This is a genomic window from Sandaracinus amylolyticus (assembly GCF_000737325.1).
GTDB classification, from domain to species: Bacteria; Myxococcota_A; Polyangia; order Polyangiales; family Sandaracinaceae; genus Sandaracinus; species Sandaracinus amylolyticus.
The window spans coordinates 1,843,320-1,858,419 of the sequence record NZ_CP011125.1 but is presented as its reverse complement, the minus strand read 5'-3'; the positions used below and the strand labels follow the sequence as shown (position 1 = coordinate 1,858,419).

General features: G+C 70.9%; 15 protein-coding genes. 11 read left to right on the top strand and 4 right to left on the bottom strand.

Translation table 11 applies throughout. The features are described 5' to 3' along the window. The first annotated feature begins 13 nt into the window (after positions 1-13). Together DB32_RS07800 and DB32_RS07795 are read left to right on the top strand one after the other, a co-directional pair. Positions 14-1,114 (top strand): ferredoxin reductase, encoded by a 1,101-nt coding sequence (locus DB32_RS07800; RefSeq protein WP_053231788.1) that lies wholly within the window; start codon positions 14-16, stop codon positions 1,112-1,114. 12 nt (positions 1,115-1,126) lie between these two features. Then, the gene (locus tag DB32_RS07795) at positions 1,127-2,179 is read left to right on the top strand and encodes a fatty acid desaturase family protein (protein ID WP_053231787.1); all 1,053 of its coding nucleotides are present in this window, start codon (positions 1,127-1,129) and stop codon (positions 2,177-2,179) included. Between the two features lie 9 nt (positions 2,180-2,188). On the opposite strand, the gene DB32_RS07790 is transcribed toward DB32_RS07795, so the two are convergent. Next, positions 2,189-4,459 (bottom strand): PAS domain-containing sensor histidine kinase, encoded by a 2,271-nt coding sequence (locus DB32_RS07790; RefSeq protein ID WP_053231786.1) that lies wholly within the window; start codon positions 4,457-4,459, stop codon positions 2,189-2,191. Between the two features lie 225 nt (positions 4,460-4,684). Between DB32_RS07790 and DB32_RS07785 the strand changes: the two genes are divergently transcribed. Further along, entirely contained in the window at positions 4,685-5,053 is a 369-nt protein-coding gene (locus DB32_RS07785; protein ID WP_157068828.1) for a hypothetical protein, read from the top strand. A 68-nt stretch (positions 5,054-5,121) separates the two neighbouring features. Beyond that, positions 5,122-5,346 carry a hypothetical protein gene (locus DB32_RS07780; RefSeq protein ID WP_157068827.1) on the top strand — a complete coding sequence of 75 codons (225 nt, stop codon included), beginning with the start codon at positions 5,122-5,124 and terminating at the stop codon, positions 5,344-5,346. A gap of 13 nt (positions 5,347-5,359) precedes the next feature. Here the strand turns inward: DB32_RS07780 and DB32_RS07775 are convergent, their stop codons facing one another. After that, positions 5,360-5,725: a response regulator transcription factor gene (locus tag DB32_RS07775; protein ID WP_053231783.1), complete on the bottom strand. Its 366-nt coding sequence runs from the start codon at positions 5,723-5,725 to the stop codon at positions 5,360-5,362. A gap of 177 nt (positions 5,726-5,902) precedes the next feature. After that, complete coding sequence (locus tag DB32_RS07770; protein ID WP_169791370.1) at positions 5,903-7,471, bottom strand: serine/threonine protein kinase; 1,569 nt, start codon at positions 7,469-7,471, stop codon at positions 5,903-5,905. Between the two features lie 256 nt (positions 7,472-7,727). On the opposite strand from DB32_RS07770, the gene DB32_RS07765 reads away from it, so the two are divergent. From DB32_RS07765 to DB32_RS07740, 6 genes are all read left to right on the top strand, one after another. Further along, complete coding sequence (locus tag DB32_RS07765) at positions 7,728-8,519, top strand: glutathione S-transferase family protein (RefSeq protein ID WP_053231781.1); 792 nt, start codon at positions 7,728-7,730, stop codon at positions 8,517-8,519. Then, complete coding sequence (locus DB32_RS07760) at positions 8,516-8,842, top strand: ArsR/SmtB family transcription factor (RefSeq protein ID WP_053231780.1); 327 nt, start codon at positions 8,516-8,518, stop codon at positions 8,840-8,842. Before DB32_RS07765 ends, DB32_RS07760 begins: the two co-directional genes overlap by 4 nt. Continuing rightward, on the top strand, positions 8,839-9,321 hold the full coding sequence (locus tag DB32_RS07755) for an SRPBCC family protein (RefSeq protein WP_053231779.1): 483 nt from the start codon (positions 8,839-8,841) through the stop codon (positions 9,319-9,321). Before DB32_RS07760 ends, DB32_RS07755 begins: the two co-directional genes overlap by 4 nt. Positions 9,322-9,536: 215 nt before the next feature. Next, complete coding sequence (locus DB32_RS07750; RefSeq protein WP_053231778.1) at positions 9,537-10,208, top strand: ArsR/SmtB family transcription factor; 672 nt, start codon at positions 9,537-9,539, stop codon at positions 10,206-10,208. Next, complete coding sequence (locus tag DB32_RS07745; RefSeq protein ID WP_053238723.1) at positions 10,208-10,930, top strand: MBL fold metallo-hydrolase; 723 nt, start codon at positions 10,208-10,210, stop codon at positions 10,928-10,930. The genes DB32_RS07750 and DB32_RS07745 overlap by 1 nt, the downstream gene beginning before the upstream one ends. Then, a complete protein-coding gene (locus tag DB32_RS07740; protein WP_083457227.1) occupies positions 10,927-12,255 on the top strand; it encodes an MFS transporter in 1,329 nt (442 codons plus the stop codon). Before DB32_RS07745 ends, DB32_RS07740 begins: the two co-directional genes overlap by 4 nt. A gap of 105 nt (positions 12,256-12,360) precedes the next feature. On the opposite strand, the gene DB32_RS07735 is transcribed toward DB32_RS07740, so the two are convergent. Then, on the bottom strand, positions 12,361-13,575 hold the full coding sequence (locus DB32_RS07735) for a GTP-binding protein (protein WP_053231777.1): 1,215 nt from the start codon (positions 13,573-13,575) through the stop codon (positions 12,361-12,363). A gap of 108 nt (positions 13,576-13,683) precedes the next feature. On the opposite strand from DB32_RS07735, the gene DB32_RS46500 reads away from it, so the two are divergent. Further along, positions 13,684-15,099: a hypothetical protein gene (locus DB32_RS46500; protein WP_157068826.1), complete on the top strand. Its 1,416-nt coding sequence runs from the start codon at positions 13,684-13,686 to the stop codon at positions 15,097-15,099. The last annotated feature ends 1 nt before the right edge of the window (position 15,100 follow it).

Genomic DNA, 15,100 nt, shown 5'->3' with positions numbered 1-15,100 from the left:
GGACGCGGAACCCATGCCCAGGGCCGAGAGCATCGTCGATGCGTGCCGCGCGACCGGGCGCGGCGTGGCGCGCCGTCTCCTCCTCGATCGCCAGGCGGAGCTCTGGTGCAGGGAGCTCGCGCTCACGGCGTCGCTCACCGAGATCCGCGCGCGCGTGGTCTCGATCGTCGAGGAGACGCCCGACGCGCGCACGCTCGTGCTGCGCCCGAACCGACGCTGGCGCGCGCACCGGGCGGGACAGCACACGATGGTCGAGCTCGAGATCGATGGTGCGCGCGTTCGGCGCTGCTACTCGATCTCGTCGGCGCCCGTCCCTGGTGAGCGCCTCGTCTCGATCACGGCCAAGCGCGTCCCGGGCGGTCGCGTGTCCAACTGGCTGCACGACCGCGTGCGTGTCGGCGACGTGCTCGTGCTGAGCCCTCCCGCGGGCGACTTCGTGCTGCCCGAGCCGACGCCCGAGCGGCTGCTGATGCTGAGCGGCGGCTCCGGGATCACGCCGATCGCCGCGATGCTCCGCGACCTCGCCGCGCGTGATCTCGTCCGCGACGTGGTGCTCGTGCATCACGCGCGGAGCCGCCGCGACGTGATCTTCCGCGAGGCGATCGAAGCGCTCGCCGCGGCGCATCGCGGGCTGCGCGTGGTGTGGTGCCTCGACGACGAGCCGGGCGCGCCGGTCGGCTTCGACGAAGCGCGCTTCGCCGCGCTCGTGCCCGACTTCGCGTCGCGCTCGACGTGGCTCTGCGGTCCGCCCGCGATGATGGCGCGCGTCGAGCAGACGTGGCGCCGCGCCGGCGCGGAAGCGCGGCTCCGGCGCGAGCGCTTCGCGCCCCCGCCGATCGAGCCCGCCGACGACGCACGCGCGCTGTCGCTCTCACTCTCGCGCGTGGGTCGCACGATCGAGGTGAGCTCGTGCGAGAGCCTGCTCGTGCAGCTCGAGCGCGCGGGCGAGCGGCCCTCGTCGGGGTGCCGCATGGGGATCTGTCGCTCGTGCACGACCCGCAAGCGATCGGGCGTGGTGAAGAGCCTGCTCACCGGCGCGACGTCGGGCGCGGGCGACGAGGAGATCCAGCTGTGTGTCTCCGCGCCGTGCACCGATCTCGACCTCCTCCTCTGACCGGAGCGCACCATGACGCCGAGCCGAGCTCTCACGACGGACGAAGCCGACGCGCTCGGGCGCGAGCTCGACGCGATCCGAGACGAGGTGATCGCGAGCCTCGGCCAGCGCGACGTCGATCACATCCGCGGCGTGATGCGCGCTGCGAGCGCGCTCGAGATCGCAGGGCGCACGCTGCTCCACGTCGGGATCGATCCGATCAGCTTCGTGGTCGGCGCGGGCGCGCTGGGCATCTCGAAGATCCTCGAGAACATGGAGATCGGGCACAACGTGATGCACGGCCAGTACGACTGGACCGGCGATCCCGCGCTCCGCTCGAGCACGTACGAGTGGGACATCGCGTGCACGAGCGACGACTGGCGCCGCTCCCACAACTACGAGCACCACACCTTCACCAACATCCTCGGGAAGGATCGCGACGTCGGCTACATGTTCCTGCGCGTCGCGCCGGAGCAGGCGTGGCGCCCCTCGCATCTCTCGCAGCCGCTGGTCGCGGCGGGGCTCGCCCTCTCGTTCCAGTGGGGCGTGGGCACGCACGAGCTCCGCATCTTCGAGACGATGTGCGGCGACCAGTCGTGGCGTGAGCTCGCGCGGCGCGCGCGCCCCTTCCTCGCGAAGGCGAAGTGGCAGCTCGCGAAGGACTATCTCTTCTTCCCCGCGCTCGCGCTGTGGAACGCGCCGCGCGTGATCGCGGGCAACCTCGTCGCGAACGGGACGCGCAACGTGTGGGCGTTCGCCATCATCTTCTGCGGTCATTTCCCGGAGGGCGTGCGCGTCTATCGCGAGGACGAGACCGAGCACGAGAGTCGGGGCGAGTGGTACGTGCGGCAGATCAACGGCTCCGCGAACATCGAGGGTGAGCGCTGGATGCACCTGCTGAGCGGGCACCTGAGCCATCAGATCGAGCACCATCTGTTCCCGGATCTGCCTGCATCGCGATATCCGGAGGTCGCGCCGCGCGTGCGCGCGCTCTGCGAGCGCTACGGGCAGACGTACCGCTCGGCGCCGCTGCTCCGCCAGCTCGCGAGCGTCGGGCGGCAGATCGTTCGGCTCGCCCTGCCCTGAGCCGCCGTCTCACGGCGTGCGCGGATGCCGCGGGAGCGTCACCACGAACGCCGTCCCGCGCTCCGCGTCGCTCTCGACGCGCACCGCGCCGCCGTGCGCGCGCACAGCCTGATCGACGATGAAGAGACCGAGGCCGAGCCCGCCTCGGCCTCCGGTGCGCGAGCCGCGCGTGAACGGATCGAAGATGCGGTCGATCTGCTCCCGCGCGAGCGGCGCTCCCACGTTGGCGTTCCGCACCTCGAGCGTGATCTCGCTCGACGTCCCGCGGACGTTCACGCTCACCGGCGCGTCGGCGCGACCGTGCGCGAGCGCGTTGCTGATCAGGTTGCTCACGACCTGCGCGATCCGGACCGCGTCCCACTCGCCCGCAGGATCGCCTTCGAACGAGCACTCGATCTTCCGCGTCGGTTGGGCCGCTGCGGCCTCGTCCACGACGTGACGGCAGATGTCGTGGAAGCTCGCGGCGCGGAGCTGGAGCTCGATGCCGGCGCCGGAGCGCACGCGCGTGAAGTCGAGCAGGACGTCGACGAGCCCCGCGATCCGCTTCGCGCCGTTCGCGATGCGCTCGACGTTCTTCACCGCGGAATCATCGAGCCCCCGGCGCGCGAGCAGGGCCGCAGAGGTCATGATGATCGCGTTCAGCGGGTTCCGGAGATCGTGCGCGAGCACTCCGACGAAGAGCTCGCGGAGCTGGCCCTCCCGCTCGAGCGCGTCGCGCGCCTCGACTTGCTCGTTGACGTCGGTCGAGATCCCACCGGTCGCGTAGATCTCTCCGTCCTCGTCGCGGAGCGGGAACTTCACCGACAGGTTCGTCCGGAGCCTGCCGCCCACGGGCACCAGCTCCTCCACGGTGAGCGCGCTGCCGCGCGCGACGACCTCGAGATCGCTCTCCCGGAACCGCGCGACCAGGTCCGGCGAGAAGAAGTCCGCGTCGGTCTTGCCGAGCATCTGCGCGCGCGTGAGGCCGAAGACCCTCTCGAACGCGCGGTTGACCAGCAGGAATCGGCCCTCGCGATCCTTGATGTAGATGAGAGCGCTCGTGTTGTCGGCGATCTCCTCCAGGCGCGACTCCGCCTCGCGTCTCGCGCGCTCGGCGCGCACCCGCGCGCTGATGTCGCGCACGATCGCCGCGTAGTACCGAGCACCGCCGATCTCGGTCGGCGCGAACGTGACCTCGACCGGGAACTCCTCGCCATTGGCTCGGCGCGCTTCGAGCGTGGAGAACGGCCCGGCGTCCGCCACCAGACCCGGGAGCGGTCGGTGCGCGCTGCATTCCTCGGAGATGCTCGAGAGACGTGCGCCGGGCAGGAACGTCTCGATCGACCGACCGACGGCGTCGGCCGCAGTGCACCCGAACGCGCGCTCCGCGGCGCGATTGAAGAGGGCGATCCGACCGCTCGAGTCCGTCGCGATGATCGCGTCGACGGCCGACTCGAGGATCGCCGACAGTCGCTCACGCTGCATGGCCTCGGCCTCGGCCTCGACTTGCGCGGTCGCGTCACGGGTGATCTTCGAGAAGCCGCGCAGTGCGCCCGAGTCGTCGAAGACCGCAGTGAGCGTGACGTCCGCCCAGAACACGGAGCCGTCTTTGCGCAGACGGCGGTGCCGTCCTTTGTGCTCGCCGTTCACGCGTGCTTCCGCGAGCAGGCGCGAAGGCTCTCCGGATGCGCGGTCCTCGGGCAGGAAGAACACGTCGTAGGGCTGGCCGAGGATCTCCGACGCTCGATAGCCCTTGATGCGCTCGGCGCCCGAGTTCCAGCTCGCGACCCGACCGTGCGCGTCGAGCAGGAAGATCGCGTACTCGCGCGCGCCTGCGACGAGCAGCTCGTAGCGCTCCTCGGCCTCGCGGAGATGGGCGTTCGCGAGGCGCGAGAACTCGGCGGCCGACGCCGCGATCGCCTCGTCGAGCACCGTGTGGAGCACGTCCGAGCTCAGCCCTTCGGCGGCGAGCACCGCGGCGACCGCCGAGCGCAGCTGCGACATCTCTCGCACGACCTGCTCGATGTCGAAGCCGAGTCGAATGCCGGTCACCGCGTATCGATGCGCGATGTCGGTCCACGCGCTGATGCGCTCGACCGGCGAGCCGCCGCGGAGCAGCTGCGTGAGTCGATCGATGTACCCGTCCGCGAGATCGACGAGCTCGGCCGCGTCGACGTCGTGCCCACTCAGGTCCGCTCGCAGTCGCTCCAACCACGCGCGCCGGATCTCGTCGCGGCGGCGCTCGATCGCGTGCGCGAGCGTCTCTCGGCCCGCGTTCTCGCTGAAGACCTGGACCTGCACGCCTACCCGAGCACGCGACGGTGTTCCGACGTTGCGCGCGTCGGTGTCGTGCAAGGCGTACGCCCGCCGTGCCTCGCCGCGCGGCCGCTCGCATCCGCTCGAGCACGCTCGCGGTTCGCGGGGCGGCCGGCCACACGATGGGTGTGGTGCGCGCGCCGCTCTGTCGACGAGCCCACACCGCGCTCATGTCGCGTATGGGCGGCGCATGCGTCATGCGTGAGCGAGATGCCGATTCGAAGCGCGACGATCGAGCTCGTCCCGGTGACCGAGGGTCCGCCGTCGACCGTGCACGTGTTCGTCACGATCGACGGTGAGCGCGCGCGCGTGAAGGTGCCCCGCGTCGTCGCAGGCACGGCGCGGGACGACGGGCGGACGATCGAGCACGTCGTGCGCGCAGAGCTCTTCGACTTCGGCGCGCGCGGGCTCGTCGTCGTGGTGAAGCACGCGTGGCGAGCGCGTGGGCTCGAGGGACGGCGCGGGCTCGAGCAGAGCGTCTGGGCGAGCCGCGACGGACGATCGTGGGCGTCCGTCGACGCGCTCGAGCCCGGCGGAACGCCCATCGCGTGGGCCGAGGCCGGCGCGGGCTCGCTGTAGCTCGCGTGCGTTGCGTCCGCGGGTGCGGGCCCTATGTCGCCCCGCGCTCCATGACGGAGGACGAATGGGTGAACGCGTTCCGTGACCTCGCGGAGCTCGCGGGGGTCGACACGACGGTCCCGGACGACTGGTACGCGCGCTCTGCTCGTGCGCGCCACGTCGCGCGCGTGCTCGCGTCGCAGCTCGACGCGACGACCGAAGGGGACTCGCTGCGGAAGACGCTCGCGCGAGCCTACGCGCGGGCGTTCTCGCTCTTCATCGACGCGGGGACACGCGCAGACGTGCAGCGATGAAGCGCGCGAGCGCTCACCACCCGCGCCAGTGCGCTTGGCGGTACGCCATGTCTTCGACGAGCCGCTGCACGATCGTCGCGACGCTCAGCACGTCCGCGTAGCGCTGGCGCTCGCGATCGTCGTCGTCGGTCCGGACCGACAGCACGGCGATGCGCGATGCGGCGGAGCTCGCGCGGATGCGAGCGAGCAGCTCCGCGCGTGTCGTGCTCGCGATCACGACGTGAGGCGGCCGCTGCACGATCGCGTTCCACGCGGACTCGGGATCCGCGAACGCGCGCGCGCGCCAGCCGAAGCACGCGAACGCGTCGCAGAACATGTCCAGTGTCTCGGAGCGATCGACCACCACGACGACGTCGAGCACGTGATTGAAGCACTGCATCCCGCCCCACCTCGCAATTGCGCTCGTAGCGACGCGCGCACGCGACCGAAAGCCCGCGAGTCGGTCTCCCCCGCGGCGAAGCAGCCACGTGGTCATGCGGCGATCGTGCGCTCGACGTGCGAGTCCAGGCGGCCGTGCCGCAGCGACGTCACGGGCGGACCGGCGGTGCGTGGGCGCTCAGCGCGAGCCGGTGCACGTCGGCGCGAGGTGCACGACGAGCCGCTGGCTCTCGTCGGGCAGCAGCGTCTGTCGCGTGGTGACGTGACCGTCGAGCGCGAGCGCGAGATCGATCGACGCGCTCCCGCGGGGGAGCTCGAGCGCGAGCGGCGTGACGCCGCGCGCCTCGCCGGCGACGGTCACGACGGCGCCCGCAGGCTCCGAGTGGACCGACACGCGGATCGTCTCGGGCGCGTGCGAGCGCACCGCCGGCGGGTCGCTCGGTGACGCAGCAGGCGTCGTCGTGACGCCTGGCGCGCCGAACTCGGGCAGCTGCGGCCGTGGGTGGGCGGGACGCATCGCCGAGATCCCGAGCGCCGCGAGCACGAGGAGCGCAGTCGCCGCGACGACGGGAAGGACGGAGGCGGCGATCGGATCGCGCAGCATGGGCGCGCGAGGGCGCTGCGCGCGTGGCTGCGCGACGGGCTCGACGTCGAGCTCGACCACGACGTCGATCTCGAGCGGCGCAGTCGGCTCGGTGCGCGCGACGGCGCCGAGCGCGGCAGCGCGATCGAATTGGTCGGTGGTCGGCCGGCGCGCACGACGGAGCAGCGCGTCCACCTCGGCGAGCCGCGACGCGAGCACGCGGCGCGTCAGCTGCGACAACGTCTCGCGCGCATCGAGCCGTGGATCGAGCGCGGGGAGCAGCGCTCGCAGCGCGGCGCGCATCTCGCCCGCGGTCGCGAATCGATCGTTCCGATCGCGGGCGAGCGCGCGCATGCAGATCTCGTCGAGCGCGCGAGGGATGCCTCGCGACGGCGCGGCCTCGGACGGACGCGGCACCGGGTCCGAGAGGATCGCCATCAACATGTCGCGATCGTTGGAGCGCGCGAACAGGCGTCGTCCGGTCAGCAGCTCGTGCAGCACCACGCCGGTCGCGAACACGTCGATTCGTCGATCGAGCGGCTCTCCACTGAACTGCTCGGGCGCCATGTACGCGAACTTGCCCTTCACCACTCCGCTCTTCGTGCGCGCGATCTGATCGGCGAAGCGAACGATCCCGAAGTCGATCAGCTTCACCTCGCCCTCGAACGTCACGAACACGTTCTGCGGCGACACGTCGCGGTGCACGACGTCCAGCGATCGCCCATCGTCGTCGGCGAGCTCGTGCGCGGCGTGCAAGCCCGCGCAGATCTCGGCGACGATGTGCACCACGAGCGCGACGTCGAGCTCGATGCCGTGCTCTCGCGCGGCGCGCGTCAGCGCGAGCAGGTTGTCGCCTCGCAGGTACTCCATCACGAGGTAGAGCTGCTCGTCCTCGCAACCGAGCTCCTGCACCGCGACGACGTTCGGATGGCGCAGGCCGACGAGGACGCGCGCTTCGTCGATCAGCGCACCGCGCAGCTGTGGCTCGGAGATCGTCTCCGGCAACATGCGCTTGACCGCCACCAGGCGCTCGAGGCCGGCGACGCCCGCGCGACGCGCGAGGAGAATCTCCGACATCCCGCCCGCAGCGAGCCGCGCGAGCACGCGGTACGGGCCGACCGCGTCGACGACACTCGACATCGGAAGCATCGCGAGGTCGGCCACGGCCATCGACATAGGCGCGCACTCCAGGCGGCAAGCGCCGCTCGCGCGGCACCGACCGGACGCCCGCGCGCGCGCTCGGCCACGAGCCGAGGGCGTGGTGCGGCGCACGTCACCGCGCGGCCATCCCGACCGTCTGACGTCGTGCACCTTCCGACGAGCACGCAGCGCTCCGAGGTCGCTTGACAAAGACGAGCGTTAGTTGCAACTAACCGTTAGTCGCTACTAACGCTCAATCCGCTCTCGAGGAGAGGCCGTCGTGACGAACGCGCCCATCAAGCTCTTCGTGTTCCCGCGCATGTTCGCGGTCCCGAACCTCAGCCCGTTCTGCTGCAAGCTCGAGACGTGGCTGCGCATCGCGGGGATCCCTTACGAGGTGGTCGAGACACGGGATCCTCGCTCGGCCCCGAAAGGAAAGCTCCCGTTCATCGAGGACGACGGCGTGCGCATCGCCGACTCCACGCTCGTCATCGAGCATCTCGTGCGCACGCGCGGGCGCGACCCCGACGCAACGCTCGACGCGGCGCAGCGCGCCACGGCGCTGCTCGTGCAGCGCACGCTCGAAGAGCACTACGCGTTCATCCTCGCGTACACGCACCTCTTCCACGAGGACGGCGCGCGCCATACGCGCGCGCGGTTCCAGGCGGTGCCGGCGATCGTCCGCCCGTTCGTCGAGAGCGCGGTGCGGCGCGGCCTCACGAACATGCTGTGGCAGCAGGGAATCCTGCGTCACTCGCACGACGACATCGTCGAGTCGGCGATCCGAGACTGGCGCGCGGTGCTCGCGTTCATGTCGGAAGGACCGTTCTTCTTCGGCGAGGCGGCGACGAGCGTCGACGCGGTCGTCTTCGGAACGCTCGCCTCGTCCGTTCTCACACCGATCGAGTCCCCGATCCGCGCGTTCCTCGTCTCGCAGCCGAAGTGCGTAGCGTACGCGGAGCGGATGCGCGCGAAGTACTTCCCCGAGCTCGCTGCCGACGCGTCGTCGACCCCGCGCGAGTCCGGCGAGCGCTCCTCGTTCCGCGCAGAAGCTCGGGCGGAGCGTCCGTGAACGCGCACGCGGAACGGGTGTTCGACGCGCTCGGCGATCCCACGCGCCGCGCGGTCTTCACGCGTCTTCGGCGCGGACCGCGCTCGGTCGGCGAGATCGCCCAGGGGATGGACGTGAGCCGGTCCGCGGTCTCTCAGCACTTGAAGGTGCTGAAGGCGGCGCGGCTGGTCACCGATCGCGCGGAAGGGACGCGACGGCTCTACGCCGTCGACGAGCGCGGAATCGAGCAGCTGCGCGACTGGCTCGACGGCTTCTGGGACGAGACGCTCGCGGCCTTCAAGAAGGCCGTCGAGCGCGAGGCAGCGAAGGAGACGAAGCGATGACCGAGCACGATCCGAACAGCGTCCGCAAAGTGCTGACCGTCCACGCGCCCCGAGAGATCGCGTGGCGCGTGTTCACCCGCGAGATGGGCACGTGGTGGCCCCTCGCGCAGTACAAGATCGGCAGAGCGAAGGCGGTGGACGCGATCATCGAGCCCTTCGTCGGCGGCCGATGGTTCGAGCGCGGCGAGGACGGGAGCACGTGCGACTGGGGTCGCGTGCTCGCGTGGGAGCCGCCCGGGCGACTCGTGCTCTCGTGGGACATCAGCGCCGACTGGCAGCCCGACCCGAGCCTGAAGACCGAGATCGAGATTCGCTTCGTCGCGGAGAGCGGTGAGCGCACGCGCGTCGATCTCGAGCACCGGCACCTCGATCGATATGGCGCGCGCCGCGACGAGATGCGCGAGATCTTCGACAAGGGAGGCGACTGGGGCCGCCTGCTCGCGAGGTTCGCGGAGGTCGCGGCGGGCACTCGGCCTTAGCGCACGCCGCCGCCCAGAGCGTCGCCTGCACCGCGTCCTCGGCATCCTCGGTGGTGCGGCAGAAGCATAGGCCGCAGCGGAACACGGTCTCGCGGTGTGCCGTGAGGAGCCGTCCCAGGGCGCGCGCGTCGCCGCAAAAGGGTTCGCGGTCGGTGGCCGGCGGACGAGCCCGCTTGCGCGAGGGCGGCGCGAAAGGCATTCAATGCTTCAATTGAATGCCTGACCGCGCGCACAAAGACGCCTTCTTCGGGGCCTTCGCCCGCGTCGGAAAGGCCGTGGCGCACCCGGTGCGCCTCGAGCTCCTCGACCTCCTCGCGCAGACGCCGCGCACGGTCGAAGAGCTCGCGCACCTGAGCGCACAGAGCGTCGCGAACACGTCGCAGCACCTGCAGGTGCTCTTCCGCGCCGGCCTCGTGTTGCGCGAGAAGCGCGGCCAGTTCGTGACGTACGCGCTCGCGTCGGACGAGGTCGCGACGCTCTTCGCGAGCCTCCGCGACGTCGCGCGCGCGCACGTCGCGGAGGTCGAGACGGCCGCGCGGCGATTCCTGGGCGACGACGTCGACGAAGCGATCGGCGCCGACGAGCTCGCGCAGCGGATGCGCGCCGGTGACGTGCTGGTCGTCGACGTCCGACCGAGCGAGGAGTACGTGGCGGGGCACCTGCCGGGCGCGATCTCGATCCCGCTCGCCGATCTCGAGCACCGACTCGCGTCGCTACCGAAGCGCAAAGAGATCGTCGCGTACTGCCGCGGCCCGTACTGCGTGCTCGCCGTGGACGCGGTGCGCGCGCTCCGCGCGAGCGGTCGGCGCGCGCGACGTCTCGAGGACGGTGTGCGCGACTGGGCCGCACGCGGTCTGCCTGTCTCGCGAGAGGAGAGTGCCTCGTGATCTTTCGTCCGTTCCTCCGGTTCGACACCGGCTGTGCGTCGTACGTGCTCGGTTGCGGCGGGCTCGGTCGCTGCGCCGTCGTCGACCCGCGCGCCGACGACCTCGAGGCCTACGTCGCGTTCGCCGAGAGCAAAGGGATGCGCATCACGCACGTGATCGACACGCACGTGCACGCCGATCACGCCTCGGGTGGACCGGAGCTCGCGCGCCGCACCGGCGCCCGCTACTGCCTGCACGAGCGCGCCGACGTCGCGCACGCGTTCGAGCCGCTGCGTGATGGCGACGACATCGAGCTCGGGAACACGCGGATCCACGTGATGCACACGCCCGGACACACGCCCGAGAGCGTGTCGCTCCTCGTCGTCGACCTGCGGCGCGGACCCGAGCCGTGGTTCGTGCTCACGGGGGATACGCTCTTCTCGGGCGCGGTCGGGCGCCCCGACCTGCCCGGCGATGCACGGGAGAGCGCGCGCGAGCTCCACGCGAGCCTGGAGAGGCTGCTCGCGCTGCCCGACGACCTGGAAGTCTGGCCGGCGCACTTCGCGGGCTCGGCGTGCGGCGCGGGGCTCAGCGGCAAGCCCTGCTCGACGATCGGCTTCGAGAGGCGGTGGAGCCCGCTCCTCGCTCTCGATCGCGACGCGTTCGTCGCATCCGTCACGGACGTTCCGGAAAAGCCGGCGGAGATGGCGGCGCACCTCCGCGCGAATCGGGGCGCCGGATGAGCACGCCGATCCGGCTCGGACTGCGCGAGAACGCGGCGCAGTTCTCGCTGCTCGTCGTCGTCAACGCGTTCGTCGGCGCGATGGTCGGGATGGAGCGCACGATCCTGCCGCCGATCGCCGAGCGGGACTTCCAGCTCGCCGCGCGCACCGCGGTGCTCTCGTTCATCGTCGTCTTCGGCATCACGAAGGCGATCACGAACTACCTCGCGGGGCGCCTGTCCGATCGGTACGGGCGCAAGCACGTGCTCGTGTTCGGCTGGCTCGTCGCCGCGCCGGTGCCGTTCCTGCTCATGTGGGCGCCGAGCTGGGACTGGGTGCTCGTCGCGAACGCGCTGCTCGGCGTGAGCCAGGGCCTCACGTGGTCGACGACGGTCATCATGAAGATCGATCTCGCAGGCGCGAAGAACCGCGGCCTCGCGATGGGCCTGAACGAGTTCGCGGGCTACGTCGCAGTGGCCGCGAGCGCGCTCGCGACCGGATGGGTCGCGGCGCACTACGGGCTCCGGCCCGAGCCGTTCTATCTCGGCGTCGCGTTCGTCGTGATCGGCCTCGTGCTCTCCGCGCTCGCGGTGCGCGAGACGAAGCACCACGTCGGGCTCGAGTCGCGTCTCGCGGGCGATCTGCCGCGCGAGGGGATCCCGTCGCAGCGCGAGGTCTTCTGGCGGACGACGCTCGTCGATCGCGAGCTCTCGAGCGTCACGCAGGCCGGGCTCGTGAACAACCTGAACGACGGGATGGCGTGGGGCCTCTTCCCGATCGTCTTCGCCGCGGCGCACATGACGCTCGAGGAGATCGGCGTGCTCGCGGCGATCTATCCCGCGACGCAAGGGCTCGGGCAGCTCTTCACGGGCGCATGGTCCGATCGCGTCGGCAGGAAGCGCCTGATCGCGTCGGGCATGTGGGTGCAGGCGATCGGGATCGCGGTGGTGATCGTCTCGTCGCGCTTCGGGTGGTTCGCGCTCGGCGCGACGCTGCTCGGAGCCGGCACCGCGTTGGTGTATCCGACGCTGCTCGCGGCGATCGGCGACGTCGCGCATCCGACGTGGCGTGCCTCGGCGGTCGGCGTCTATCGCTTGTGGCGCGACCTCGGCTACGCGATCGGCGCGCTCGTCGCCGGCGTCACCGCGGACGCGCTGGGGCTCTCGGCGGCGATGTGGATCGTCGCGGCGCTGACGCTGGCCTCGGGCATCGTGGTCGCGGTGCGCATGCGAGAGACGCTCGGATGGCAGGCGGGCCGCGTCGCCTCAGCGGCGCGCATCGACGTGAAGGACCTCGCGCCGGGAAGCGTGGGAGGCCATTCGGGCGGACCGCCGCTCGCGTTCTGATCGGATCGGGCTCGCGGACTGGATCGCGTGATCACCGCGATGGGAGTGCCGGCTCACGACGCGCTCGGAACGGTGCGGCTCTCGCTCGGTCGATCGACGACACGCTCACGCGACGTCCTCCGGCGCTGCTGCCGCGAACGGATCGCCGAGCTTCGCCCACGCTTCGGGCCCGCCTCGCATCTCGTCCGGCGTGAGTAGCGCGCGCTCGAGCGCGGCCCGGACCTCTCGCTCGTCCATCTCTGCCGCGAGACCGATCACCACCAGCTCCTGGTGATGGTCGCCGTAGACGGGATCCCATTCCTTCTCGATGTCGGCGCGCAACGCCGGATCGTCCGGCCAGTGCGCCCGGTCGACCGCGGCCCAGAAATGTCCCGCGTGCTCGAGGCGACCGACCTTGCCGGCGAGGCTCCAGCCGAGCACCGAGCCCATCTGCGTGGCGAGCCAGAAGAAGCCCTTGCTGCGGAGCACACCGCGCCAGGGGCGGTCGAACAGCTGCTGCAGGCGCTCGGGGTGGAACGGCCGCCGCGCGGTCCACACGAACGAGCGAATCCCGTACTCCTCCGTCTCGGGGGTGTGCTCGCCCTCGAGCTCCCGCATCCAGCCCGCCGAGCGCTGCGCGCGCTCGAAGTCGAAGCTGCGGGTGTCGAGCAGCAGCTCGAGCGGTACGCGGCCCTCCGTCGCTCGCACCACGCGCGCGACCGGGTTCAGCGCGCGCACGAGGCCCTCCACACGTCGAAGCTCGTCGTCGTCGACGAGGTCGCACTTGTTCACGACGACGACGTCGGCGAGCTCGACCTGATCGACGAGCAGGTCGACGATGGTGCGGTCGTCCTCCTCGGATGCACCGAGCCCACGATCCTTCAGGTCCTCGGTCGAGCCGAGCCCGTCGAGGAATCCGCGCGCGTCGACGACGGTCGCCATCGTGTCGAGGCGCGCGGCGTCCGCGAGGCTCCTCCCGTGCTCGTCGCGAAACGCGAAGGTCTGCGCGACCGGCAGCGGCTCTCCGATCCCCGTCGACTCGATGAGCAGATAGTCGAAGCGCCTCTGGGCCGCGAGGCTCGCGACCTCGCGCAAGAGGTCGTCGCGCAGCGTGCAGCAGATGCAGCCGTTCGACATCTCGACGAGCGCCTCCTCGGTGCGCGAGAGCTCTGCGCCGCCGCCCGCGACGAGCTTCGCGTCGACGTTGATCTCGCTCATGTCGTTGACGATGACGGCGACCCTCCTGCCATCGCGGTTGTTCAGGACGTGGTTGAGGAGCGTCGTCTTCCCCGCACCGAGGAAGCCGGACAGCACCGTCACGGGCAGTCGTTCGTCGAGCATCGATGAGCTCCTTCTCGCCTTCGGCGGACGAGCGTGAGTACGCCACACGCACCACAGTCGCAACGGCAATACGACCGCACATGCATCGCAACCGCGACTTCATCTCGCTTGCATCTGCAACTGGGTTGCAGTAATTCGCCGGCCTGCTCAGGAGGCGTGATGATCGAGAGCAACCGCTGGTTCGCCCTGCTCGCAGCAGGGCCGTTGGCACTCTGGGGGTGCGGCGACGACGACGGGCCGACGGCACCGGGGCCAGATGCCGGGATGCACACGACGAGCGACGCGGGCGGCGTCGACGGCGGCGGTACGGCGGACGACGACGGCGGCACGGAACCGCACGAGCCCGAGGTCACGATGGGTCGGCTGCTCGTCGCGGATGGCACCGACGCAGTGGTGCGCGTGATCGACCTCGACGACGGAACGGTGCACGGACCGATCGCGATCGAGGCTGCGGCGAGGGTCTACGCGGACCCGTTCGCGCGCTACGGCTACGCGGTGCAGGGGTCGGCGAACCGCGTGCACATCGTCGACTCGGGCGTCCTCTTCGAGTCTCACGGAGACCACTACCACATCGCGAAGGAGGCGCCTTCGCTGCTCTCCACGCGGCTCGACGGCGATCGCCCGGTGCACTTCGTGGTGCACGGCGAGGAGGACACGCCGAGCTCGTGGTACGCGGCGTCGTTCAACGACGGCAGCGGCATCCTCGACGTCATCCAGGAGCGCTCGCTGTCGACCACCGAGCCGCGCATCGTGCACGTGCCCAGCGGTCGGCCGCATCACGGCGTCGGGCTCGTCGTCGCCGGGCACGTGCTGCTCTCGCTGCCCGACCCGGAGGACGCGACCGCTTCGCTCCCCATCGGCGTCACCGCGCGCGCGGTCGCGACGCCCGACGAGGTCGAAGACACGTTCGACGGCTGCCCGGGCCTGCACGGCGAAGCTGCCGGCCACGAGCTCGTCGCGTTCGGGTGCTCGGACGGCGTGCTCTTCCTCGAGGTCCACGGCGATCACTTCCACGAGATCAAGCGCGAGTACCCGGGCACCGTGCCCGACGACGTCCGGGTCGGGACGCTGGCAGCCGCGCACGACCTCGACGTCGTGATCGGGAACTGGAGCAACGAAGGCCTCGTCGTCATCGATCCGCACGCCGAGCCCCACTTCACGCCGATCCCGATCGAGTCGCCGGTCCTGCGCTTCGCGCTCGACGCACACGGCGAGCACCTCGTCGTGCTCACTGCGGACGGTCGGCTGCACGCGCTCGCACCGACGACGGGCGAGCCGCTCGGCGAGCCGATCCGGGTCATCGATGCGTTCGCGGTCGAGCCGGGACACGCGCAGGTGCGACCGACGTTCACGGTCGGCGCAGAGCGCGTGTTCGTCGTCGATCCCCGCGTCGACGAGGTCATCGAGGTCGAGCTCGAGGCGTGGGCGATCGAGCGTCGCATCGAGGTCGGCGGAAGCCCCGGCTCGATCGCGATCTTCAGCGTGTCGCCGGACTTCGGTGAGCACGACGGGCACGAGCACTGAG

Excerpts from the sequence above, each read along its gene's own strand:
- DB32_RS07785 (WP_157068828.1), top strand. The coding sequence starts at position 4,685 with ATGCCGATTCGAAGCGCGACGATCGAGCTCGTCCCGGTGACCGAGGGT.
- DB32_RS07795 (WP_053231787.1), top strand. The coding sequence starts at position 1,127 with ATGACGCCGAGCCGAGCTCTCACGACGGACGAAGCCGACGCGCTCGGG.
- DB32_RS07775 (WP_053231783.1), bottom strand. The coding sequence starts at position 5,725 with ATGCAGTGCTTCAATCACGTGCTCGACGTCGTCGTGGTGGTCGATCGC.
- DB32_RS07750 (WP_053231778.1), top strand. The coding sequence starts at position 9,537 with ATGCCTGACCGCGCGCACAAAGACGCCTTCTTCGGGGCCTTCGCCCGC.
- DB32_RS07735 (WP_053231777.1), bottom strand. The coding sequence starts at position 13,575 with ATGCTCGACGAACGACTGCCCGTGACGGTGCTGTCCGGCTTCCTCGGT.
- DB32_RS07800 (WP_053231788.1), top strand. The coding sequence starts at position 14 with ATGCCCAGGGCCGAGAGCATCGTCGATGCGTGCCGCGCGACCGGGCGC.
- DB32_RS07755 (WP_053231779.1), top strand. The coding sequence starts at position 8,839 with ATGACCGAGCACGATCCGAACAGCGTCCGCAAAGTGCTGACCGTCCAC.
- DB32_RS07740 (WP_083457227.1), top strand. The coding sequence starts at position 10,927 with ATGAGCACGCCGATCCGGCTCGGACTGCGCGAGAACGCGGCGCAGTTC.